The organism is Streptomyces purpurogeneiscleroticus, from assembly GCF_020024005.1.
GTDB classification, from domain to species: domain Bacteria; phylum Actinomycetota; class Actinomycetes; order Streptomycetales; family Streptomycetaceae; genus Streptomyces; species Streptomyces purpurogeneiscleroticus.
On sequence record NZ_NHSG01000095.1, the window covers coordinates 12,587 to 34,473 of the forward strand.

Genomic DNA, 21,887 nt, shown 5'->3' on the forward strand with positions numbered 1-21,887 from the left:
TTAATCCGCCGCCGGCTGCTGCTGAAGGTCCTTCTGGAGGTCCTTCAGCGCCTGCTCGCTGCTCTTGCTGCCGGTCATGGCGGCGTACGCCTCCTGCTGGATCGCCGCGGTGGCGTCGCCGTACTGGAAGACGCGGGGGCGGGGTACGGCGTGCAGGATCGACGCCTTGAGCGTGGGGAGGTACGGGTACTTCTTGACGAGCTTCGGGTCCTTGTAGAGCGCGTCGTAGGTCGGCGCGGCCGGCGCGTAGGCCAGCCGGAAGCGCTGCGTCTCCTCGCTGGAGTAGAACTTCATGAAGTCGATCGCGGTGGCCTTGTTCGTGGCCGAGGCCGACAGGGCCAGATTGTGGCCGCCGAGGCTGGAGGCGCCGGGGCCGTCCAGGCCCGGCAGCGGTGCGACGGCGAACTTGCCCGCGACCTTGCTGGAGCCGTCCTTCTTGTCCAGCAGCGGGTACATGTACGGCCAGTTCCGCTCGAAGATCAGCTTGCCGGACTGGAAGGCCCGGCGGCCGTCCTCCTCCTGGTAGGTGACGGCCTCCCTCGGGATCGTGCCGTCCTTGACGGAGCCGGCGAGGAAGTCCAGGCCCTTCTTGGCCTCCGGGGTGTCGACATGCGGGCGGCCCTCGGGGTCGGTGATGACGCCGCCCGCGGAGTTCACCGCCTCGGCGAAGTTGACCGTCAGTCCTTCGTACTTGTGGAACTGACCGGCGTAACAGGACATGCCCTCGGCCTGGGGCAGCTTCTTCACCTTGGCGCAGTCGGCCTTCATCTGCGCCCACGTCGCGGGCGGCTTCGCGATGCCGGCCTGCTTGAGCAGATCGGTGCGGTAGTACAGCATCCCGCCGTCCGAGCTGTCCGGGACGCCGTACACGCCACCGCGGTACTTCACCGTCTCCACGATCGGCTCGAGCATCCGATGCAGCGGGAACCTGTCCTGTGGCAGCCGGTCGACCCAGCGATGGGCCGCGAACTCCGAGGTCCACACGGCGTCGAGGGACAGCACCGTATAGGCATCGGACTTCGTCTGCGCATTCTGGATCATCTGCTGACGCTGGGCGTCGGGGTCCGTGGGCAGCTGGACGAAGGTGACCTTCTCTTTCGGGTGCAGCTTGTTCCAGCGGTCGATCACCGCCTGCACGGTGCCGGTGGTGTCCTTGCCCGCGACATACGTGATGGGGCCGCGCCCCTCGAAGGAAGTGGGCTGTCCGGCGGGGGTGTCCGCGCCGCCGCCGGGCCCGCAGGCGGCGAGGACCGCGAGTGCCGCAGTGGCCGCGCCCGCGCCCCGCAGCGCTCTGGTGATTGTCGTCTTCACTGTCTCTCCTGGTCGTACGGAACCGCTGCGAACGCCGCTCACCCGGTGGGGAGGCGCTCGCCGGTCCTGGCCGAGAAGAAGTACGCACCGCCCGGCCGGATGCGCAGGGTGATCTGCTGCCCCTTGGCGGGCGGCGTGCGCGGGTTGACGCGGGCGACGACATCGGCGCCGGTTCCGGTGCCGTTCTCACCCAAGAGGGTCCCGTACGCGTACGCCTCGGAGCCGAGCTCTTCCACCATGGTCACGGACATCCCCAGACCCGGTTCGCCGGGCGCGACATGCTCCAGCGCCTCGGGCCGGAAGCCGACCGTGACGGTGCCGCTCGCCTCGTCGGCCACCGCGGCGATGACGCTGCGGGGTACTGGCAGATGCGTCCCGCCGAGCCGGACGCCGTCGCCCTCGATGCGGGCTTCGGTGAGATTCATGGTGGGCGAGCCGATGAAGCCCGCGACGAAGACATTGGCGGGCTCGTCGTAGAGGGCGCGCGGGGCTGCGCACTGCTGGAGGAGTCCGTCCTTCAGGACGGCCACCCGGTCGCCCATGGTCATGGCCTCGACCTGGTCGTGGGTGACGTACACGGTCGTCGTGCCGAGGCGGCGCTGCAGGGCCGCGATCTGCGTACGCGTCTGGGTGCGCAGCTTGGCGTCGAGGTTGGACAGCGGCTCGTCCATCAGGAAGACCTGCGGCTCGCGGACGATGGCGCGGCCCATGGCGACGCGCTGGCGCTGGCCGCCGGAGAGGGCCTTGGGCTTGCGCTCCAGGTACGGCTCCAGGTCGAGGATCTTCGCCGCTTCCTGTACGCGGCGGCGGATCTCGTCCTTCGGGGTGCCTGCGACCTTGAGGGCGAAGCCCATGTTGTCGCCGACGTTCATGTGCGGGTAGAGCGCGTAGTTCTGGAACACCATGGCGATGTCCCGGTCCTTGGGCGGCAGGTGGGTCACGTCGCGCTCGCCGATGCGGATGACGCCGTCGTCGACGTCCTCCAGGCCGGCGAGCATCCGCAGGGACGTGGACTTGCCGCAGCCGGACGGGCCGACCAGGACCAGGAACTCGCCGTCGGCGATGTCCAGGTGGAGTGCGTCGACCGCCGGGCGGTCGTTACCCGGGTAGCGCCGAGTAACTTTCTCGAAACTTACGGTAGTCACGCGGGATCTTATCCCTTCACCGGCGGGAGGCCGGGAGGCACGGGTTGGGGAGATGGCGGCGATATCGAAAAATCAAGCCGTGGTTGCGCTGTCACAGCCATCGCGCTTAACGAATTCGCAGGTCAAAGCTCTGGAGGTTCACTCCGAGCGGCTCGCTTCAACCTCACTGAGACAACGCTTTCAAGCAAGCTAGGAGCTCACCCAGCGGAAGTCAATGCGTTACGTCCCAGTAATCCGCAGGCCAGCAAAGGTGCAGCATGCAGCTTTTACCGCCGGAATCCAGGGACGGGCCCACCAGGCAAGCTGCGTACCGCTCTACCGCAGCCGTCACTCTGACACCCGTGACAGCGCTGTCACGCTCCCCCATGAGTCCGTGCACGTTGTGCTACCGTCCGCCCATGCCACCAGCTCAACGGCACCCCACGATGGCCGACGTCGCCGAACGGGCCGGGGTCTCCGCATCCACCGTCTCGCGCACCCTGCGCGGTATGTCGACCGTCTCGCCGGAAGTCCGCGCCCGGGTCGAAAAGGCCGCCCGCGAACTGAACTTCGTGATCTCCCGGCAGGCGTCCAGCCTCGTGACCGGCAAGACCGGGGTCGTGGCGGTGCTCGCGCCCACGCTCAACTCGTGGTTCATCGGCTCGGCCCTGTCGAGCCTGGGGCCCCTACTGCGCGCCGCGGGCATGGAGTTGCTCGTCTACGTGACGCCCGACATGACCGAGCGCGCCGCCTTCTTCGAGCGGCTGCCCGCCCGGCGGAACGCCGACGCGCTGATGGTCTTCTCCTTCAACCTCACCGACGAGGAGACCGCCCGCCTGGACGACCTCCAGATGCCGGTCATCTACGTCAGCCAGCGCGCCGAGTGCCGGCCGAGCGTGTACGTCGACGATGTGGCCGGTGCGCTCGGCGGCACCCGGCATCTGCTCAACCTGGGCCACCGCCGTATCGGATTCGTCCAGACGATCGGCGCCAGCGGGTTCACCTTCAGCTCCCACGAACGGCTGCTCGGTTACCAGCAGGCGCTCACCGAAGCGGGCATCCCCCTGGACAACGACCTGGTGGTCGCCACACCGGTCGGCCACAAGCGCCGCACCGCGGAGGCGGTCGGGCGGCTGCTGAGCCTGGGCGAACCGCCCACCGCGATCTTCGCCGAGCAGGACGAGGTCGCCGTCTCGGTGCTCTGGACGCTGCGCAGGGCCCGTATCGACGTACCCGAGCGGATCTCCGTACTGGGCTTCGACGACCATCAGATGGCCGAGTGGTCGGACCTGACCACGATCGCCCAGTCACCGGAGGAGATCGGGCGGGCGGCGGGCGAGCTGGCCCGCGACCTGATCAACAACCCGGAAGCGGATCAGGCCCGGCACATCGTCCTGCCGACCCGGCTGATGCCGCGCGCGACTACGGCACCGCCGCCGGCCGACCCGGACCACGCTTCCCAGCAGCCGTCTTCATGAGCGAGTCGCCTCGTAGTCGGGGAGCGTGGCGGGGGCGGTCCGGGACGCCGGGCGCATGGTGAGGACCAGTACGGCCAGGCCGGCGAAGAGCAGTGCGGCGATGACGCCGGTGACGTGCAGGGCGGTGGTGAAGGCCGCCCGTGCGGTGTGCAGCAGTTCCGCGCCCTGATCGGCGGGCAGGTGCCGGGCTGCGGCGACCGCGCCGGCCAGCGAGTCGGACGTACCGCCCGTCCCGCTGCGGTAGACCACCGCGGCCACCGGACCCAGCAGCGCGAAGCCGAGCGAACCGCCGAAGTAGTTGCCGGTCTCCGACATCGACGCCGCCGAGCCCGCGCGCTCCGGCGGCACGGACCCGACGACCAGCCCGGTGCCCAGCGCGAACAGCGGGCCGGTGCCCAGGGCCAGTACCGCGATGCCGGTCATCACCAGCGGCAGGGCGCTCGCACCGCCGACCCCGACGCCCACCAGCAGCAGGCTGCCCAGCGCGGATCCCACCAGCCCGACGGCGATCGCCGTCGGCTGCTTCATCCGCCGGGCCAGCGCCGGGGCGGCCATGGTGCCGACCGCCACGCCCAGTCCCATGGGCGCGAACAGCACCGCCGACGCGAACGGCGAGAAGCCCAGCACGCTCTGCAGGTACTGGGTCACCATCAGGCCCGTACCTGCCATGGCGAGGCCGGCGAAGACCAGCGCGACGAGTACGGCAGTGAACGGGCGGTTGCGCAGCAGCCGCAGGTCCAGCAGCGGCGTTTCGAGGCGCAGTTGCCGGCGTACGAAGAGGAACCCCAGGGCCGCGCCGACGACGAGAGCCACCGCCGGTACGACCTGCATCTCCCGTACGCTCTCGACGGTCAGCTGCTTGATCCCGTAGATCATCAGAAGTACCGACGCGAGCGACAGCCCGACACTGGCCAGGTCCAGCCGGCCGGCCCGCTCGCTGCGGAACTCCGGCAGCAGGACCGGCCCGGCGAGCAGCAGCACCGCCATCGCCGGCACGGCGACCAGGAATACCGCTCCCCACCAGAAGTGCTGGAGCAGGAATCCGGCGAGTACGGGCCCGAGCGCGCCGCCGGTGAACTGGCAGGTCGCCCAGATCGCGATGGCCTGCCCGCGCTGTCGTTCGTCGCGGAACATGTTGGTGATCAGGGCGAGGGTGGACGGGGCCAGGGTCGCGCCGGCGACGCCCAGCAGCGCTCGCGCGAGGATCAGCGTCAGCGGGCCGGTCGCGAAGGCGGCCACGACCGACAGCACCCCGAACGCCGCTCCCCCGATCATCAGCAGCCGTCGGCGGCCGATCCGGTCGCCGAGCGTACCCATCGTGATGACCAGGCCCGCCACCATGAATCCGTAACTGTCACTGATCCACAGCTGCTCGACGCCGGTGGCGCCCAGGTCGGCGCTCAGCCGCGGCAGCGCGAGGAGCAGCGCCGTCATGTCCATCGCGACGAGCAGTGTCGGCAGCATGAGGACGCCCAGCCCCAGCCATGCCCGATTGACCCGCATATCCCGAACTCCCTGTTCTCTCGGTCCTGTTCGCCGGGGGGTCGGAGCGGTCGCGAGCTTCTTGACATCGGTACGGGCAAAATCTCAGGCGAAATTTCCGGCGGGGATGTCAAGACGACGACGGCGGCTCCGACCGACCGGCGAAGGGCCCGCCCGAGGCCCGCGAACCACGAGGAGTACGAGATGCAGTTCCTGATCAGCATGCATATCAACCCGGCGGTGCTGGACGCGCTGACCGATGAGGAGAAGGCGGCGATCGGCGACGGCCACGGCAGGTTCATCGAGGCGCTGAAGGAGTCCGGCGAGCTGATCACCACGCAGGCGCTGGTCGACCCGTCACAGGCCGCCGTGGTGTCCGTACGCAACGGCCAGCCGGTGGTCACCGACGGGCCCTTCCTGGAGGCCAAGGAGTATCTGGGCGGCTTCTACCTGATCGACTGCGAGAACAAGGAGCGGGCGATCGAGCTGGCGGCGCGGATTCCGGACACCGCGATCGAGGGGCTGGGTGTCGAGGTGCGGCAAGTGATGTTCGCTGACGGACAATTGGAGGCATGAGCACACCGGACTTCGAGGACCTGCTGCGTGCGCTCACGCCGCAGGTCCTCGGCGCGTTGGTAAGGCGGCACGGCCAGTTCGAAGGGTGCGAGGACGCCGTACAGGAGGCCGTCCTCGCCGCCACTGTGCAGTGGCCGGCCGAGGGAGTGCCGGACAATCCGCGCGGCTGGCTGATGACGGTCGCGTCCCGGCGGCTCATCGACCAGATGCGCAGCGATCATGCGCGCCGCGAGCGGGAGTCGGCGGCCGCTGCCGAGGTGGTGCCCGAGGACGTACCGGACACCGACGACACGCTCGTCCTGCTGTTCCTGTGCTGCCATCCGACGCTGACCGCGGCCTCCCAGACCGCGTTGACCCTGCGCGCGGTCGGCGGCCTGACCACGGCCGAGATCGCCCGCGCGTTCCTGGTGCCGGAGGGCACGATGGCGGCCAGGATCAGCCGGGCCAAGCAGCGGATCAAGGCCGCCGGCAGCGCGTTCGGCCTGCCGGAGGGCGCGGAGCGCGAGGAACGGCTGCGGGTCGTCCTGCACGTCCTCTACCTGATCTTCAACGAGGGTTACACCGCCTCCTCGGGCAGCACATTGCACCGCGCCGACCTCGCGCACGAGGCGATCCGGCTGGCCAGGACGGTGCACGCGCAGCTGCCCGAGGACAGTGGGGTGACCGGGCTGCTCGCGCTGATGCTGCTGACCCATGCCCGCCGGGAGGCGCGTACGACGGCGGCCGGCGACCTGGTGCCGCTGGATGAGCAGGACCGTACGAAGTGGGACCGCGAGCTGATCGGCGAGGGCCTCGACCTGGTCAAGGCGTCGCTGGCCGGCCCGGCCCTCGGCTCCTACCAGCTGCAGGCCGCCATCGCCGCCACGCACGCCGACGCGGCCACGGCAAAGGAAACCAACTGGCGGCAGGTGCACGCCCTTTACCTGATCCTGGAACGGATCGCGCCCAATCCGATGGTCACCCTCAACCGGGCGATCGCGCTCGCCGAGACCGAGGGCCCGGCGGCCGGGCTGGCCCTGCTGTCCACCTTGGACGGTGATCAGCGGATGGCCGGACATCACCGGCTGCTGTCCGTACGGGCGCATCTGCTGGAGCGGGCCGGCGACACGGCCGGCGCCTACGCGCACTACCGGCGCGCCGCGAAGGCCACCGCCGGCCTCGCCGAGCGGCGCTACCTGGAGTCCCGGGCCGGCCGGGTGCGGACACAGCCGGCCGGGGTGTGATCAGGGCGCTCAGCCCTGCTGGAACATCTCCGCAGGCAGCGGCTTCAGCAGTGCGTACAGGTCGTCGGTGATCGGGCGGTCCCAGCTCGCGATCGTGACCAGCACGCCGTCGCTCCGGTCGAACTGCACACAGGAGACGCGGCCCTCGGAGCACTTGATGCGCTTGACGATCAGCAGGTTGTCGTCGTGCATGACCGGGAGCTCCTCGGTCTCCACGACCGTGACCTCCTCGTCGTGGTCCAGCGCGTCCAGCAGCTGCGCCACCTCGAAGGGCACCTCGTCCTCGCCGAGCTCGCGCGCCGGGGAGCCCTCCGGGAGATTACCGATGATCATCGCGGGGCCACGGCCGCCGAAGAGGTCGTAGCGCAGGAAGACGCCCTGGCAGGTGCCGTCGGGGGCGGGCAGCAGACCGGCGCCGAGATTGCCCGGCCAGTCACCGGGATCCATGGCGAGCACATCGAAATCGGGCCCTGCGGGCGCGGCGCTACGGCGGCGGAGGAACGACATACAGCCATCGTACGTGGCCCGCCCGGTCACCTTCCTGCGGTACCGCGCCGCCGACGGACCGGAAACCCGGGCCACCGCCGTGCGGCCCGGGCTCGCCCCTACGGCGCGGTGGGCGGCGGCAGGACGGCGGCCACGCCCTCGCTCCCCAGCAGCCGGGCCAGGCCGTTACGGTCCGTGCCCATCTTGCGGTACACCCCGGACAGCAAGCGGTTGACGTCCGGGGGCTGCGCGCCCAGCTCCACGGCGATGCGGTCCTTGGTCCAGCCCTGTACGACCCACTCGGCCACCGCCCGCTCCTGGGTGGTGAGGGTGTCCGTGCCTGCGCTGCGCAGCTGGAGGGGGCGCAGCCCGGCGGCGGACAGCTCGTCGCGGGCGCGCGCGACCAGCGACTCGGCGCCGCAGTGCAGGGCGCTGTCCAGGCCGCGGTAGAGCCGGTCGGCGGCGTCCTGCGGCAGGCCGGCGCGGCGCAGTGCCGCGCCGTGCTCGACGAGCGCCTGGGCCAGCTCGTAGGCGGACGGGGAGCGCTCGAAGTGGCGGACCGCCTCGGCGAGCAGCTTCATGCCCTCCGCGCCGCCGACCACGTCGGCCTTGCAGAACAGCGCCTACCCGATGGCGGACTCGGTACCGAAGTCCTGGGCGCGCTGCAGCGCTTCGTCGGCGAGGGCGATCGCCCGGGGCCGGTCGGTGAGGGCGATCGCGCGGGCGAGGTGGAGCTGCCAGGGGCACCAGGCGGGGTTGCGCATGCCGCGCGGCTCCAGGCGCCTGCCGACGGCCGTGAGCTGGTGCTCCGCGTCGCGGTGCAGGCCGCGGGCGAGCAGCAGCTCGCTGTGGACGGTCTGCGAGTCGGGGTAGACGACGGCGTTCGGGACGACCTCGCCGTAGCTGTACGTGTCGGCCAGCTCCTGGGCCTCGTCCACCCGGCCGCGCGCGAGCAGGATCTCGATGAGGATGCCGATGGCGAACCACTGGGCGGGCACCCGCTGGCCCACCCGGTGGGCGATCCGCAGGCCGCCATGGACCAGGTCCTCGGCTTCGGCGAGCCGGCCGCGGCGGTACCGGATGTAGCCGAGGAGGGTGTACCCGAAGGAGAGGTGGGCGCCGCGCCAGCCCTTGCGCTCGCACTCGGCGATGCCCTGGTGGAACAGCTCCTCGGCGCGGCCGGGCTGGTCGCAGTACATGAAGGTGAGCGCGACGAGCACGGGCACCTCGAAGCCCCACTCCTCGTCGCACCACGGCAGCCCGTCGCCCAGTGCCCGTTCTGCGTAATGCAGCGCCGTCTGCGCGCTCTCGCCGCGCACCATGGCGTCCCAGGCGCGCAGCCCGAGGATGTACCGCTCGGCCATGTCGCGCCCGGTGACGTGGTCGGCGAGCTTGGCGAGCAGCCGGGAGCGGGCGGGCGAGTCCTGCTCGTCGGCGCGGAACGCGTTGTACATGAACTGCTCGGCCTGCATGCGCAGCCGCGTGCGCGCGTTCGTCGCGCGCTGGACCTCGGCGGCGACGACCTGGGCGGCCTCCCCCAGCCGGTCGCTGTGGGCCAGCGCCTGCGCCAGCTTGTACGTGATCGTCTCCCGCAGGGCGGGCTCCAGCTCGTCCTCCTCCAGGGCCGCGCGGAGGTGGTTCACGGTGGTCGCGGGCTCGCTGAGCAGGGAGGAGCAGCCCAGCTCGAACAGGACGCGGGCGCGGTCCTGGAGCGAGGGCGGTTCGCGCAGCGCGCGGGCCAGGCAGCGGCGGGCGGCGTCCGGCGCCCCGGCCCGGAAGTACTCGGCCGCGGCCTCCCGCAGGCGCTGCACGACCCAGTCGTCGTGCTCGGGGTGCATTTCCAGCAGGTGGCGTGCCGCGGCGGTGGCGCCCAGGCCCGCGTCGACGACCGCGGCGGCGGCCTGGCCGTGCAGGGCGACCCGCAGCGCGCCGGGAATGGCCTGGTAGACGGCGCTGGCGACGAGGGGGTGGAAGAAGCGGAGGTTGCCGTTGTCGGCCTTGCGGGCCGGGGCGAGGATGCGCGCGGCGCGCAGCTGGTCGAGGACGTCGGCGGCCTGGACGGCGCCGAGGCCCGCGACGTTGGCGGCGAGCGTCGGGGAGACCTCCGTGCCGAGCACGGCGGCGGCCCAGGCGAAGCGGACGGCGGCGGTCCCGAGCCGCTCCAGGCGCTCGACGAGGCCGCTGTCCTTGATGGCGGTGATCAGCTCGCGCAGCTGGGAGACGTTGGCCTGCTGTGGCTTGATGCCGCGCTCGCGGATCTTGGCGCTCAGCTCGACGACCTCGTACGGATTGCCGCCCGTGACGGCCCAGCACTCACGGCAGAACGCCTCGTCGGCGCCCTCCCCGACCATGTGGTTCACCACGCGCCGGACGGCGGTGGGGGTGAGCGGGGTGAGCTCGAAGGGACGGGAGCCGCTGCGCTCGGCGATCCGGCGCAGCGGGCCGGCGCCGGCCGGCAGCTCGTCGGGGCGGTACCCGACGACGATCAGTATGGGGAGCTCTTCGGCGCGGGCGGCGAACGCGGTGAGCCAGGAGAGGGATTCGGGGTCGGCCCAGTGCGCGTCGTCGAGGATGAGGACGACGGGCGAGAAGTGCACGGCGAAGCGCGTGACGACCCAGTCCAGGCCGTCCCGGACGCCCTGGGGATCGGGCGAGGCGTCGCCGTCGGCGGCGACCAGTCCGACGGCGGGCGCGACGATGTCGTACCAGGTGCCGAGGATGCGGCGGTGCTCCTCGGGGGACTCGGCGGCGAACACCGGCTGCACCAGCTGGCGTACGACGTGGAAGGCCACCTCCTGCTCCTGCTCGCCGCCGCGGGCGAGCAGCACCGTGCAGCCGCGCGCGATGGCGCGCCGGCGGGTCTCGGTGATCAGCGCGGTCTTGCCCATGCCCGGCGGCCCGGCGAAGGCGAGCAGGCCGCCCGTGCGCACGCCCTCGGTGCCGTCCCCGGAGCCGCACAGGTCGGTCAACATACCGTCCAGCGCGCTCAGTTCCGTTTCACGCTCGAGCATCGGCCTGCGCACCCGGCCCGATCGCCCGATCATCTCCGCCATGACCTTCCCCTCCTGCATACAGCGATGAGCCTAGCGCTGACGAGGGCCTTCGGAACCGTCCTCAGCGACTTTCGACCATGGACCGCTGGAGCGCGCCGCGCAGATCCGCGCCGTCCGCGGCGGCACGCGGCGCGCGGCCCCCTTCCTGCGCGGGTGGCGCGAGCAGGCGTCGTGCACGAACTCATTGACCAATAAACCTGCTCCCTTCTTGACTCGTTATTGCAGGAGCCCCAGGCTCCCCTGGCTGCGTCACCAGGCGCAGCGCGAAGGAGGCGGACCATGAACGACCCGATCATCGCGGAGACGGCCCCGCTGTCGCCCGTCCCCCGGCGCTCCGCGCCCCTCAGCGTCCCTTTCCCGGCCCGGCTCAACCCCGGGGTGGAGACGGCCCGCCGGCACACGCTCGGCTGGCTGCACGGGTACGGCATACTCTCCGGGGAGGCGGCGACCGCCGAGTACGACGCGCTGCGACTGGACCGGCTCATGGCGTACTTCTACCCCGACGCCAACGCCGACGAGTTGGCCCTGGCCACGGATTTCAACGCCTGGTTCTTCCTCTTCGACGACCAGTTCGACGGCCCGTTGGGCCAGTGCCCGGAGGCGGTGTCGCACCTCGTGGACCGGGTGGTGCGCACGATGGACGATGCGCCGGACCTGCTGCCCGAAGAGCCCGACAGTCCCCTGGTGGCCGGTTACCGGGACATCTGGCAGCGGATCACCGAGGGCGCGCCGCGCGCCTGGCAGTTGCGCTTCAAGGGCCATTGGGAGCGGTACCTCGCCGCGTATCACTGGGAGGCCCAGAACCGTACCCGAAAGGGGGTACTGCCGCTGGAGCAGTACCTCAAGGGGCGGCGCGACTCCATAGGAGTACAGCCCTGCCTGGACTTCGCGGAGCGCTGCGGCGGTTACGTGCTGCCACGTGAGCTGCACGGCCGACCACCCCTGGCGGAGCTGCGCCGGCTCACCGCCGAAGCGGTCATCTTCGTCAACGACATCGTGTCCGTGGACAAGGAGCTGGCGGCCGGCGACGTCAACAACAGTGTGATCATCCTGCACCGTTCGACCGGCTGCACGCTGGACCAGGCGGTGCGCCGCATCGCCCGCACCGCGAGCGCGCGCGTGGACCAGTTCCAGGACCTCACCAAGACCCTGCCCGCGACGCTCAAGGAACTGGGCATGCCCGCCGACGTGCACGACCACGTGTCCCACTACGTCGCGAGCATGCGCCATCTGATCAGCGGCAATCTCGTGTGGTCACGGGAGACCCCGCGCTACGACGACAACGGCACCGCCGCGGTCGGCAACCGCCCGTGGGCCGACCTCTTCGCGGCGGCCGACCCCGGAGTACCGGCGTCCCGGCCGCCGGCCGGGGCCTGACCGTCGGGCGGCCGGGCGGCCGCCGTATCGGGTCGTGCCGCCGGGCCGCCGGGTCTCCGTCGTCAGGTCAGGTCGAACTCGCCGTCGCGGGCGCGGCGTACGAAGCCGCGCCACTCGCCGGGGCCGAAAACGACGGCCGGGCCGTTGGGGCTGCGCCGGTCCCGCATGGCGATGAAGCCGTCGACGAAGGCGATCTGGACGTCGCCCATGCCCTGCCCGCTGGGCTGCCACTGGGCGTGCGTGAGATCCAGTTCGGGCTGCTTCTCGCCGGTGATCCGCTGCTCGGTGGTGGTGCTTTCGGCCACGTTTCCCGCTCCTCACCCGGTCGGCTCCGTCGGTCCGTGCCAGCCTAGCCACCGCGCCCGGCGACGGACAGGCCGCGACGGCGCCCCGTACCGCGGCCCGTACAGGACCGGTCAGGTCGCGGGCAGTTCCGCGCCCACCAGCCACATCGAGAAGAACTGCGAGCCGCCTCCGTACGCGTGTCCCAACGCCCGCCGTGCATCCGCCACTTGGTGCTCACCCGCCTGCCCACGCACCTGGAGTGCCGCCTCCGCGAAGCGGAGCATGCCCGAGGCGCCGATCGGGTTGGTGGAGAGCACGCCGCCCGAAGGATTCACCGGGAGGTCACCGTCCAGTTCCGTCACGCCGGACTCGGTGAGCTTCCAGCCCCCGCCCTCCTCCGCAAAGCCCAGGTTTTCCAGCCACATCGGCTCGTACCAGCTGAACGGCACGTACATCTCGACCACGTCGATCTCCCGGCGCGGGTCGGTGACGCCGGCCTGCCGGTAGACGTCGGCGGCACAGTCGCGGCCCGCGCGCGGCGAGACGGCGTCCTTGCCCGCGAAGAGCGTCGGTTCGCTGCGCATCGCGCCGCCGTGCACCCACGCCGGCGGATGCGGCGCGCGCTCGGCACCGGCGCGCCCGGTGAGGACCATCGCGCACGCGCCGTCCGAGGAGGGGCAAGTCTCGGAGTACCGGACGGGGTCCCAGAGCATCGGGGACGCCTGCACCTTTTCCAGGGTGAGGTCGTGCTCGTGCAGATGCGCGTACGGGTTCTTGAGCGCGTTGCGGCGGTCCTTGTAGGCGACGAGGGAGCCGATCGTGTCGGGTGCGCCGGTGCGCCTGATGTACGCGCGGACGTGCGGGGCGAAGAAGCCGCCGGCGCCGGCCAGCAGGGGCTGTTGGAAGGGGACGGGCAGGGACAGGCCCCACATGGCGTTGGACTCGGACTGCTTTTCGAAGGCGAGGGTGAGGACGGTGCCGTGCACTCGTGCGGCGACGAGGTTGGCCGCCACAAGGGCGGTGGACCCGCCTACGGAGCCCGCGGTGTGCACCCGGAGCATGGGCTTGCCGACCGCGCCGAGCGCGTCGGCGAGGTACAGCTCCGGCATCATCACGCCCTCGAAGAAGTCCGGGGCCTTGCCGATGACGACGGCGTCGATGTCGGCCCAGGTCAGCTGGGCGTCCGCCAGGGCGCGCAGGGCGGCTTCGCGGACGAGTCCGGCGATCGAGACGTCCTTGCGGGCGGCGACGTGCCGGGTCTGGCCGATGCCGACGACGGCCACGGGCTCTTTGCTCATGACGGCCTCACTCCCCTTCCAGGACGGCGACCAGGTTCTGCTGCAGGCACGGGCCGGAGGTGGCGTGCGCGAGGGCGCGCCGGGACTCGCCGCGCTGAATGCGGGCGGCCGCCTCGCCGAGCCTGATGAGGCCCGCGGCCATCATCGGGTTGGCGGCGAGCGCGCCGCCCGAGGGGTTGACCGTCACCTCGTCGCCGAGGCGCAGGGCACGGCGGAGCACGATCTCCTGCGAGGTGAAGGGTGCGTGCAGTTCCGCGGTGTCCACGGGGCGTTCGAACGCTCCGGCATGTTCGGCGGCGAGCCGGGTGGACGGGGAGTCGGTGAGGTCGCGGACGCCGAGGGCGTGCGCTTCTATGCGGTGGTCGATGCCGCGTATCCAGGCGGGCCGGTCGCACAGCCTTCGGGCGGTGTCCCCGGCGGCGAGGAGCACGGCGGCCGCGCCGTCCCCGATGGGTGGGCAGTCGCCGCGCCTCAGGGGCGCCACGATGTGCTCGCCCATGGGGTGCTCGCCACGCAGCTGGGCGTGGGGGTTGTTGGCGGCGGCGTCGGTACGGCTGCGCGCCGCGACCCCGGCAAGGACGTGCTCGTCGGCCGTGCCCGCGTCGAACAGGGCCTGCGCCTGGAGGGCGGCGAGCGCCACGGAGTCGGGCCACAGCGGCGCCATGTAGTACGGGTCGAGCTGCCGGGTGAGGACCTCGCGGAGGTCGCCGGGCGAGGACTTGCCGTACGAGTAGACGAGCGCGGTGTCGGCCTCCCCGGTGAGGAGCTTCACCCACGCCTCGTACAGCGCCCAGGCGCCGTCCATCTCCACATGGGACTCCGCGACCGGCGGCCAGGCTCCCACGCCGTCCAGCGCCATCGTGAAGGAGAAGGCGCGCCCGGCGAGGTAGTCGCAGGAGCCGGAGCAGACGAAGTCGATCTCGCCGGCCTTCAGGGCGGCCTGGCCGAGCACGTCGGTCAGCACCGGCATCAGCATCTCCACCTCGGAGACCGCGGCGCTGTCGGGCACGTGGTCGGACTGTCCGAAGGCGACGATCGCCACCTCTCGCATCAGACCAGCTCCTTGTACGTGTCGTAGTCGGCGTCCGGCTCTCCGGTGGGGCGGTAGTGGTCGGGCCAGCGCTGCCCTTCCTTCCACACCGGCTCGACCCGCATCCCCATCCGGACCTGGTCGTACGGGATGCCGGCGACGCGGCCGTGGAGGGCGAGCCCCGCACCGTCCAGCGCGATGTGGGCGTAGACGTAGGGCACTTCGATGTCCAGCCCCTTGGCCTTGATGTTGACGACGCAGTAGGTGGTGATCGTGCCCTTCGGGCCCACCTCGACGCGCTCCCCGGTGGGCACGCCGCAGGTGGGGCAGGCGCCCCGCGGTGGCACGTACACCTTGTGGCACTCGGGGCAGCGCTCGCCCACGATGCGCCGCTCGCCGAGCGCCTGTAGGTGGGCGGTCTGGGCGCGGCCGGGGCTGTAGGTGTAGTCGAGGCGGGCGGGGAGGGTGACGAGGGAGACGGCATCGGCGAAGTCGCCGCTGTGGTCCCTGGGCACGTCCCCGGGGGCGCCGTCGTACGGCTCGAAACAGGCGATGTCGGTGATGGCCCCGGTACGTTCCGCCGCCCACCGGACGCGGACCCGCATCCCGGTGCTGACGGCCGCCGCCGAGGGCGCGTCCAGCACATGCAGCAGGGAGCTGCCGGCGCCATCCAGCCGGACGAGCACCCAGGCGAACGGCCGGTCGAGGGGGTGCTTGGCGGTGGGGTGCGGGTTCCAGGCCCAGGTGGTGACCGTGCCGGTCTCCGCCACCTGGACCAGCTCGCGCAGCTCCTCAGCGGTGGCCGGGTCGTACTCGACGGGCGGCACCAGCACCGTGCCGTCGGTGGCGCGCACCCCGAGGACGGTGCGTTCGCGCAGCCCGGTGAGGAAGGCGCTCTGTACGGGGCCGAGGGAGCGGGTGAAGGGGAATTCGACGACGAGCGGTGCGGAGAGGGTCTCGGTGGTCACGGGCTGCTCCTCATCAGGTGCGCCGGTGGGCGATCAGGCGCGCCGGTAGACGGGCGGGCGCTTCTCGGCGAAGGCTTTCGCGCCTTCCTTGGCGTCTTCGGTTGCGAAGAGCGGCCATCCATGGGCGAGTTCGTGCGCCAAGCCGTCCGTTTCGGTCAGCTCCGCGGTCTCGTACACCGATGCCTTGATCGCCTCGACGGCGAGCGGCCCGCAGGCGTTGATCTGCTCGGCGATCTCCAGGGCCCTGGCGCGGGCGCCGCCGTCCGGCACGACGTGGCCGATCAGCCCGATCCGCTCGGCTTCCCGCGCGCTGTACGGGCGCCCGGTGAGCAGCATCTCCAGGGCGTGCGTGCGCGGGATCTGGCGCTGCAGCCGTACGGTCGAGCCGCCCAGGGGGAAGAGTCCGCGCCGCACTTCGAAGAGGCCGAAGGTGGCGCTCTCGCCCGCGACCCGGATGTCGGTGCCCTGCAGGATCTCGGTACCGCCTGCGACGCAGGGGCCCTCGACGGCGGCGATGACGGGCTTGCGCGGCCGGTGGTGCCGCAGCAGCGCCTTCCAGTGCAGGTCGGGGTCGGCCTTCATCCGTGCGTGGTACGCGTCGTCGGCCATGCCGTCGCCGGCCAGCGCCTTGAGGTCCATGCCGGCGCAGAAGACGCCGCCCGCGCCGGTGAGGACGACGGACCGGATGCCGTCGTCGTCATCGGCGGCCAGCCAGCCGTCGTAGAGCCCCACGAGCATGGCGGGCGAGAACGCGTTCTTCGCCTCCGGCCGGTTGAGCGTGAGTACCAGCGATGCCCCCACGCGCTCGGTGAGCACATGTTCGGTGCCGCCCATGGACGTCCTCCCGTCTCAGGAACGAGAACAGGTTGCAGGAGCGGCGCGGCGACTTCAAGGGTTTTCTGACGCCCAGTCAGTTTTATTGGCCGCGGCCCTTCCCCCTTGCTCCCTCGGACGCTCTAATGAGCGCCGAACCAGCGGCCGCGCGATCAGGAGGAAGACGTGGAGTACAACCTTGCCGACCTCTTCGAGTCGATCGTCGACGCGGTACCGGACCGCGAGGCGCTGGTGTACGCCGAGCACCCGGGCACCGGCGCGGAACGCCGCCTCACCTACGCCCAGTTGGACCGGGCGGGAAACCGTCTCGCCCACCACCTCGCGGACTCCGGCGTACGCCCCGGCGACCACGTCGGCCTGCACCTCTACAACGGCGTCGAGTACCTCCAGACCCTCTACGCCTGCCTGAAGATCCGAGCCGTCCCCGTCAACGTCAACTACCGCTACGTCGAGGAGGAGCTGGTCTACCTCTATCGCGACGCGGATCTGGTGGCGCTGGTCTTCGATGCTGAGTTCACGGAGCGGGTGGCGGCCGCCGCACCCGAAGCGCCGCGTCTGCGGCACCTCGTACGGGTCGGCACGCCGCACCCGGGGGCACGCGAACCTGCCCTCCCCGTGTTGCCGTTCACGGACGCGGAGGCCGCCGGCTCACCCGACCGCGGCTTCGGCCCGCGCAGCGCCGACGACCGCGTCATCATCTACACCGGCGGCACCACCGGCATGCCCAAGGGCGTGGTCTGGCGCCACGAGGACCTGTTCTTCTCCGGGACGGGCGGCGGCGCCCCCACCGGCGAACCGGTCTCCCGCCCCGAGGAGCTGGCCGAACGCGCCGCCGCGAGCGGCGAGGGCCTGGTCTTCTTCCCCACTCCCCCGCTCATGCACGGCACGTCCACCCTCACCGCGTTCATCGGCTTCCACTTCGGCCAGAAGGTGGTCCTGCACCGCAAGTACGTGCCCGAAGAAGTACTGCGAACGATCGAACGCGAGCGGGTCACCAGCGTCTCCCTCGTGGGCGACGCGATGCTGCGCCCGCTGACGGACGCCCTCGCCGGCCCCCTCAAAGGCACCGACTGCTCCTCGCTGTTCGCCGTCTCCAGCTCCGGCGCGATCCTCTCCGACACCGTACGCGCGCAGTTCACCGCCCTGGTCCCGCACGCGATGCTGCTCAACAACTTCGGCTCCTCGGAGTCCGGCTTCAACGGCACCGCGACCGACGACGCGGGCCCGGACACCGGCTTCCGGCTACGCGTCAACGGCCGTACGGCGGTGGTCGACCCGGCCACGCACGCCCCGGTACCGCCCGGTGAGCCCGGCCGGCTGGCGCAGCGCGGCCATGTACCGCTGGGCTACTACAACGACCCGGCGAAGACCGCCGAAACGTTCTTCGAGGCGGACGGCGAGCGCTGGGTACTCCTGGGCGACATGGCGACCGTCGACGAGGAGGGTGTCGTCACGGTCCTCGGACGCGGCTCGCAGTGCATCAACTCCGGTGGCGAGAAGGTGTACCCGGAGGAGGTGGAGCAGGCGCTGAAGGCCCACCCGGACGTGTACGACGCGCTGGTCGCGGGCGTGCCGGACGACCGCTGGGGAAGCCGGGTGGCGGCCGTGGTGCAGCTGCGGCCGGGCGCGGGCCCGGTGGATCTGGCCGCCGTCCAGGCCCACTGCCGCACCCGGCTGGCCGGTTACAAGATCCCCCGCACGGTCGTGATCACCGACCGCATCCAGCGCTCCCCCAGCGGCAAGGCGGACTACCGCTGGGCGAAGCGGGTGGCGGCGGCGGGCTGAGCCCCTCGGGACGCCGTGGCCGCCGGGCGCAGCCCGAAGGCCACCAGCCCGGCCGCCACCGCCAGGAAGCCCGCGAGCACCGCGAACCCGGTGAGCTGCGTGCCCGTCACATCGGTCAGCCAGCCGACCAGGTACGGCCCGGCGAAGCCGCCCAGGTTGCCGAGCGCATTGACCAGCCCCATGGCCACCGCGACCACCTCCAACCGCAGCAGCTCCCCGGGGATCGCCCAGAACGGCCCGTACGGTGCGTACACCGCCACGGCTGTCACGCACAGCAGCGCCATCTGCAGGAACCCGCCGTCCACCACCTGGCCGAGCAGCAGCGCGGCGACGCCGACCACGAGGGGCCCGGCGACCGCGGCACGCCGCCGCCGCGCACGGTCCGACCAGGCGGCGTTGCCGATCATCGCGACGAGCGCGAGGGCGAACGGGATCGCCGTGAGCAGCCCGACCTCCGTCGACGAGCCCCCGTGCGTCAGCTCCTTGACGACCGACGGCAGCCAGAGACTGAACCCGTAGAAGCCGGTCATCCAGCAGAAGTACGCCGCAATCAGCAGCAGCACCTGCGGTTTCCGTACCGCCTTCAGGTACGAGGCGCCACCCGCCGGCGCGGGCTTGGCGGCCTCGTCGGCGGCCAGCGCGCTCTCCAGGTGGGCGGCCTCGGCCCGGGAGATCCAGCGGGCCTGCGCGGGCCGGTCCGCGACGGCGAACCACCACACCACAGCCCACACCAGCGGCGGCAGGCCCTGGAGGAAGAGCACCCACCGCCAGCTCGCGTGGTCGAGCATCAGTCCGGACAGCGGGGCCATGATGATCGACGACAGCGGCAGACAGGCCATCCACAGCGCGTTGGCGCGGGCCCGCTCGCGCAGCGGGAACCAGGAGGCGAGCAGGATCAGTACGGCGGGCCACACGCCGCCCTCGAAGAAGCCGAGCGCGAAGCGCGCCACGTAGAACTGCTCCTTGGTCTGCACGAAGGCGCAGGCCATCGCCGCCAGCCCCCAGGCGACCATCAGGATCAGCACGGTCTTCCGTGCGCTCCAGCGCTGCGCCAGCACGGCCGCCGGGATCTGCAGGAAGACGTACCCGAGGAAGAAGATGCCGCTGACCAGGCCCTTGTCGGCGTTGGACAGCTCAAGATCGCCGTGCATGTACGGCAGTACGACCGAGACGTTGTTCCGGTCCAGGTAGGCCAGCATGTACATGAACGCGGCGACGGGGATCACGTATACCCAGCGCTTGGCGGGGACGTGCGCCGGGGCCGGGGCCGTCATGGGCGGACCCCCGTCCCGTATGCGGCGCGGATCCGGTCGGTGAAGCGGCTGAAGTCCGCGGCGGCGCGGAAGGCGGCGGCCATGGTGCCGGGCGACGCCTTGCCGGTACCGGCGATGTCGAAGGCGGTGCCGTGATCGACGGAGGTGCGCAGGATCGGCAGCCCGACCGTCACCGACACCGTGCCGTCGAAGTCGACGGTCTTGGCGGGGATGTGCCCCTGGTCGTGGAAGTGCGACAGCACGCCGTCGTACCGCCCTGCCAGCCCCTGGTGGAAGACCGAGTCGGCGGGGACCGGCCCGTACACCCCGTGCCCCTCGGCAGCGGCCTTCTCCACGGCGGGCCGCAAAGCGGTGATCTCCTCGTCCCCGAAGTGTCCGCCCTCCCCTCCGTGCGGGTTGATCGCGGCGACGGCGAGCCGGGGCTCGTCGTGACCGAAGACGCGCAGCGCGGTGACGGCGTGCCGGATGCTCGCCGCGACCCGTTCTTCGGTGATCTGGTCCAGCGCCTTGCGCAGCGCGACGTGCCGGGTGGTGAAGAAGATCTTCAGCCCGCGCACCACGAACATCGTGTCGAAGTGCGCGGCCCCGGTCAGCTCGCCGAGCATCTCGGTGTGCCCCAGGTGCTGCGAGCCGGCCGCCCAGATGGCCTCCTTGTTGATCGGCGCGGTGACGATCCCGTCGACCTCGCCGTCGAGCGCGACGCGGGTGGCCGTCTCGATCGCCGCGACGGCCGACCGCCCGGCCTCGGCGCTGACCTTGCCCCACGCCAGGTCCCCGGCGACGATCCCGAGGTCCAGCACGTCGATGCTCCCCGGCTCGAACCGGGCCTCACCGGGCGCGCCGATCACGTTGACCCGCACGCCGTCCAGCCCGCAGACGGCAACGGCACGCCGCAGTACGGCGGCGTCCCCGACGGCGATCCCGCGCCCCACGGCCGCGGTCTCCGGATCGGCGAGCGTACGGGCAACGATCTCCGGCCCGATACCGGCGGGATCGCCCAGGGTGACGGCGAGCACGGGGAGGGAGGAGGAGCCGGCAGATGCGCTCGTGGAAGAAGCGGCAGATGCACTCATGAAGATGACCTCACAGCTGGGTACGAATGCCTGACGGGTGCCTGAGGGCTGTCTGTGTCTGTCGGGTGCCTGAGGGGCGTCTGTCGGGTGCCTGACGGATGCCTGGCGATGCCTGCAAGCGACTTGCAAGCGACTGGCGAACTGCTGAAGAGCGAGAGCACGAACACGCAGAGTTACGGCGCCGCCGCTTCCGGGTATGTCCGGGATGGGGAGCTGCCACCGCGCGCATTCGGGCGCAGCGATGCGTTCGATTCCCACCCCCGCAGCGCATCGCGCATACAGGCCACGCGGAGGTGGTCCAGACAGTCGCGAGCCGCGTCCGGGCCGCCGATCAGGCCGCCCTTCGTGGCGAAGTGCAGGCCGTCGTGCGGCCCGCCCACCAGGTGCCCGGCGACGGCGAGCGGCAGCACCTCGGCCTCGATGGCGAATCCCTCCGCGCCCAGCGCCGCGGTCACGGCTGCCGCGACATCGCCGCCCGACGCGTACAGTCCGCCCGGCCGCAGTTCGGCGACCGCGCGCCGGGCGGTCTCGGACAGGGCGTGGAGGATGCGTTCGGCGGCGCGCGCGTTCGGTACGGGGCGCGTGGGGCCTGTCGCGACCCGTACTCCGAGTACGGTCGCCCCCTCGTCGGCCGCGGCCCGCAACGCACGGAGTACCGCGTCGGGTTCGGGATGTTCGGGCTCGAGCTCGGCCCAGACGACGCCCAGTTCCGACGCGGCGCGGTCGAGCTGTTCGCCGGTGCGCTCGGTGATGCTGCCGACCACGGCAAGGACGCGCGGCGGCTCGACGCCCCGCGGCCGGACGCCGACCGCGGCACTGTAAGCGGCGCCGAACGGTCCCGAGTCGAGTACAGCCCACCGCACCCGGTCCTCGGCGGCGACCCGGGCCGCGGCCGCGGCGATCGTGTGCAGATGGGCGTTCTCCGTGGCGTCGCCGATCACGATGTCGGCAGTGGTCGCGCGCAGCGCCGCGACGACAGGCTCGATGCCCGCCTCCACCACGTCCAGGGGGAGTTCGGCCGTGGACCGGCTGGTCTGCTCGCCGAGCAGCGCGGCCACACGGGAGTGCCGTACCGGATCGAAGGGGTCCCCGGCGACGGCGGTACGGGTGAGCGGCACGCCGTCGACGAGGTGCAGCCCGCCGACGGTGGTCCGGCCGGCGTCGGGAAACGCAGGGACGGCGAGGACGCGGGTGGGGGTAGTTCGGGCAGTGGTGGGGGCCGTTCGGGCG

17 protein-coding genes and 1 pseudogene are annotated in these 21,887 nt (G+C 71.6%); 5 read left to right on the plus strand and 13 right to left on the minus strand.

Annotation, left to right across the window (positions count from 1 at the left end; genetic code table 11):
- Both CCS38_RS03615 and CCS38_RS03620 read right to left on the minus strand, forming a co-directional pair.
- Window positions 1–1,311, minus strand: coding sequence for an ABC transporter substrate-binding protein (locus CCS38_RS03615; protein WP_223731717.1), 1,311 nt, complete (start codon window positions 1,309–1,311; stop codon window positions 1–3).
- A 38-nt stretch (window positions 1,312–1,349) separates the two neighbouring features.
- Window positions 1,350–2,456, minus strand: a complete 1,107-nt coding sequence (locus CCS38_RS03620; RefSeq protein ID WP_223731718.1) for an ABC transporter ATP-binding protein — start codon at window positions 2,454–2,456, stop codon at window positions 1,350–1,352.
- Between the two features lie 398 nt (window positions 2,457–2,854).
- On the opposite strand from CCS38_RS03620, the gene CCS38_RS03625 reads away from it, so the two are divergent.
- Window positions 2,855–3,913: a LacI family DNA-binding transcriptional regulator gene (locus tag CCS38_RS03625; protein ID WP_308050661.1), complete on the plus strand. Its 1,059-nt coding sequence runs from the start codon at window positions 2,855–2,857 to the stop codon at window positions 3,911–3,913.
- On the opposite strand, the gene CCS38_RS03630 is transcribed toward CCS38_RS03625, so the two are convergent.
- Window positions 3,908–5,416, minus strand: coding sequence for an MFS transporter (locus tag CCS38_RS03630; RefSeq protein WP_223731719.1), 1,509 nt, complete (start codon window positions 5,414–5,416; stop codon window positions 3,908–3,910). The genes CCS38_RS03625 and CCS38_RS03630 overlap by 6 nt on opposite strands.
- Window positions 5,417–5,599: 183 nt before the next feature.
- Between CCS38_RS03630 and CCS38_RS03635 the strand changes: the two genes are divergently transcribed.
- Both CCS38_RS03635 and CCS38_RS03640 read left to right on the plus strand, forming a co-directional pair.
- Window positions 5,600–5,971 (plus strand): YciI family protein, encoded by a 372-nt coding sequence (locus tag CCS38_RS03635; RefSeq protein ID WP_223731720.1) that lies wholly within the window; start codon window positions 5,600–5,602, stop codon window positions 5,969–5,971.
- Entirely contained in the window at window positions 5,968–7,194 is a 1,227-nt protein-coding gene (locus CCS38_RS03640; protein WP_223731721.1) for an RNA polymerase sigma factor, read from the plus strand. The genes CCS38_RS03635 and CCS38_RS03640 overlap by 4 nt, the downstream gene beginning before the upstream one ends.
- A 9-nt stretch (window positions 7,195–7,203) precedes the next feature.
- On the opposite strand, the gene CCS38_RS03645 is transcribed toward CCS38_RS03640, so the two are convergent.
- Together CCS38_RS03645 and CCS38_RS03650 are read right to left on the minus strand one after the other, a co-directional pair.
- Window positions 7,204–7,701, minus strand: coding sequence for a hypothetical protein (locus tag CCS38_RS03645; RefSeq protein ID WP_223731722.1), 498 nt, complete (start codon window positions 7,699–7,701; stop codon window positions 7,204–7,206).
- Window positions 7,702–7,799: 98 nt separating this feature from the next.
- Window positions 7,800–10,733: pseudogene (locus CCS38_RS03650) on the minus strand (ATP-binding protein).
- 279 nt (window positions 10,734–11,012) lie between these two features.
- On the opposite strand from CCS38_RS03650, the gene CCS38_RS03655 reads away from it, so the two are divergent.
- Complete coding sequence (locus CCS38_RS03655; protein WP_223731723.1) at window positions 11,013–12,110, plus strand: isoafricanol synthase; 1,098 nt, start codon at window positions 11,013–11,015, stop codon at window positions 12,108–12,110.
- Window positions 12,111–12,172: 62 nt separating this feature from the next.
- Here the strand turns inward: CCS38_RS03655 and CCS38_RS03660 are convergent, their stop codons facing one another.
- From CCS38_RS03660 to CCS38_RS03680, 5 genes are all read right to left on the minus strand, one after another.
- Window positions 12,173–12,415 (minus strand): DUF397 domain-containing protein, encoded by a 243-nt coding sequence (locus tag CCS38_RS03660; RefSeq protein ID WP_223731724.1) that lies wholly within the window; start codon window positions 12,413–12,415, stop codon window positions 12,173–12,175.
- Between the two features lie 111 nt (window positions 12,416–12,526).
- Window positions 12,527–13,693, minus strand: a complete 1,167-nt coding sequence (locus CCS38_RS03665) for a thiolase family protein (RefSeq protein ID WP_223731725.1) — start codon at window positions 13,691–13,693, stop codon at window positions 12,527–12,529.
- 7 nt (window positions 13,694–13,700) lie between these two features.
- A complete protein-coding gene (locus CCS38_RS03670; protein ID WP_223731726.1) occupies window positions 13,701–14,744 on the minus strand; it encodes a thiolase family protein in 1,044 nt (347 codons plus the stop codon).
- Window positions 14,744–15,691, minus strand: coding sequence for a Zn-ribbon domain-containing OB-fold protein (locus CCS38_RS03675; protein WP_223731727.1), 948 nt, complete (start codon window positions 15,689–15,691; stop codon window positions 14,744–14,746). Before CCS38_RS03675 ends, CCS38_RS03670 begins: the two co-directional genes overlap by 1 nt.
- A 33-nt stretch (window positions 15,692–15,724) precedes the next feature.
- Entirely contained in the window at window positions 15,725–16,525 is an 801-nt protein-coding gene (locus CCS38_RS03680) for a crotonase/enoyl-CoA hydratase family protein (protein ID WP_223731728.1), read from the minus strand.
- Between the two features lie 165 nt (window positions 16,526–16,690).
- Between CCS38_RS03680 and CCS38_RS03685 the strand changes: the two genes are divergently transcribed.
- Window positions 16,691–18,310 (plus strand): acyl-CoA synthetase, encoded by a 1,620-nt coding sequence (locus CCS38_RS03685; protein WP_223731729.1) that lies wholly within the window; start codon window positions 16,691–16,693, stop codon window positions 18,308–18,310.
- Here CCS38_RS03685 and CCS38_RS03690 read toward each other — a convergent pair.
- The 3 genes from CCS38_RS03690 to CCS38_RS03700 all read right to left on the minus strand — a co-directional run.
- A complete protein-coding gene (locus CCS38_RS03690) occupies window positions 18,274–19,584 on the minus strand; it encodes an MFS transporter (RefSeq protein ID WP_223731730.1) in 1,311 nt (436 codons plus the stop codon). The two genes, CCS38_RS03685 and CCS38_RS03690, sit on opposite strands and share 37 nt — an antisense overlap.
- The gene (gene pdxA, locus CCS38_RS03695) at window positions 19,581–20,657 is read right to left on the minus strand and encodes a 4-hydroxythreonine-4-phosphate dehydrogenase PdxA (RefSeq protein ID WP_223731731.1); all 1,077 of its coding nucleotides are present in this window, start codon (window positions 20,655–20,657) and stop codon (window positions 19,581–19,583) included. Before pdxA ends, CCS38_RS03690 begins: the two co-directional genes overlap by 4 nt.
- A gap of 173 nt (window positions 20,658–20,830) precedes the next feature.
- The coding region (locus tag CCS38_RS03700; protein WP_223731732.1) for a four-carbon acid sugar kinase family protein at window positions 20,831–21,887 on the minus strand (1,057 nt) is incomplete at its 5' end.

Bases quoted from the DNA above. Each gene is read 5' to 3' on its own strand.
- CCS38_RS03665 (WP_223731725.1), bottom strand. From the start codon at position 13,693: ATGAGCAAAGAGCCCGTGGCCGTCGTCGGCATCGGCCAGACCCGGCAC.
- CCS38_RS03625 (WP_308050661.1), top strand. From the start codon at position 2,855: ATGCCACCAGCTCAACGGCACCCCACGATGGCCGACGTCGCCGAACGG.
- pdxA (WP_223731731.1), bottom strand. From the start codon at position 20,657: ATGAGTGCATCTGCCGCTTCTTCCACGAGCGCATCTGCCGGCTCCTCC.
- CCS38_RS03655 (WP_223731723.1), top strand. From the start codon at position 11,013: ATGAACGACCCGATCATCGCGGAGACGGCCCCGCTGTCGCCCGTCCCC.
- CCS38_RS03645 (WP_223731722.1), bottom strand. From the start codon at position 7,701: ATGTCGTTCCTCCGCCGCCGTAGCGCCGCGCCCGCAGGGCCCGATTTC.
- CCS38_RS03680 (WP_223731728.1), bottom strand. From the start codon at position 16,525: ATGGGCGGCACCGAACATGTGCTCACCGAGCGCGTGGGGGCATCGCTG.
- CCS38_RS03640 (WP_223731721.1), top strand. From the start codon at position 5,968: ATGAGCACACCGGACTTCGAGGACCTGCTGCGTGCGCTCACGCCGCAG.
- CCS38_RS03690 (WP_223731730.1), bottom strand. From the start codon at position 19,584: ATGACGGCCCCGGCCCCGGCGCACGTCCCCGCCAAGCGCTGGGTATAC.
- CCS38_RS03635 (WP_223731720.1), top strand. From the start codon at position 5,600: ATGCAGTTCCTGATCAGCATGCATATCAACCCGGCGGTGCTGGACGCG.
- CCS38_RS03630 (WP_223731719.1), bottom strand. From the start codon at position 5,416: ATGCGGGTCAATCGGGCATGGCTGGGGCTGGGCGTCCTCATGCTGCCG.
- CCS38_RS03670 (WP_223731726.1), bottom strand. From the start codon at position 14,744: ATGCGAGAGGTGGCGATCGTCGCCTTCGGACAGTCCGACCACGTGCCC.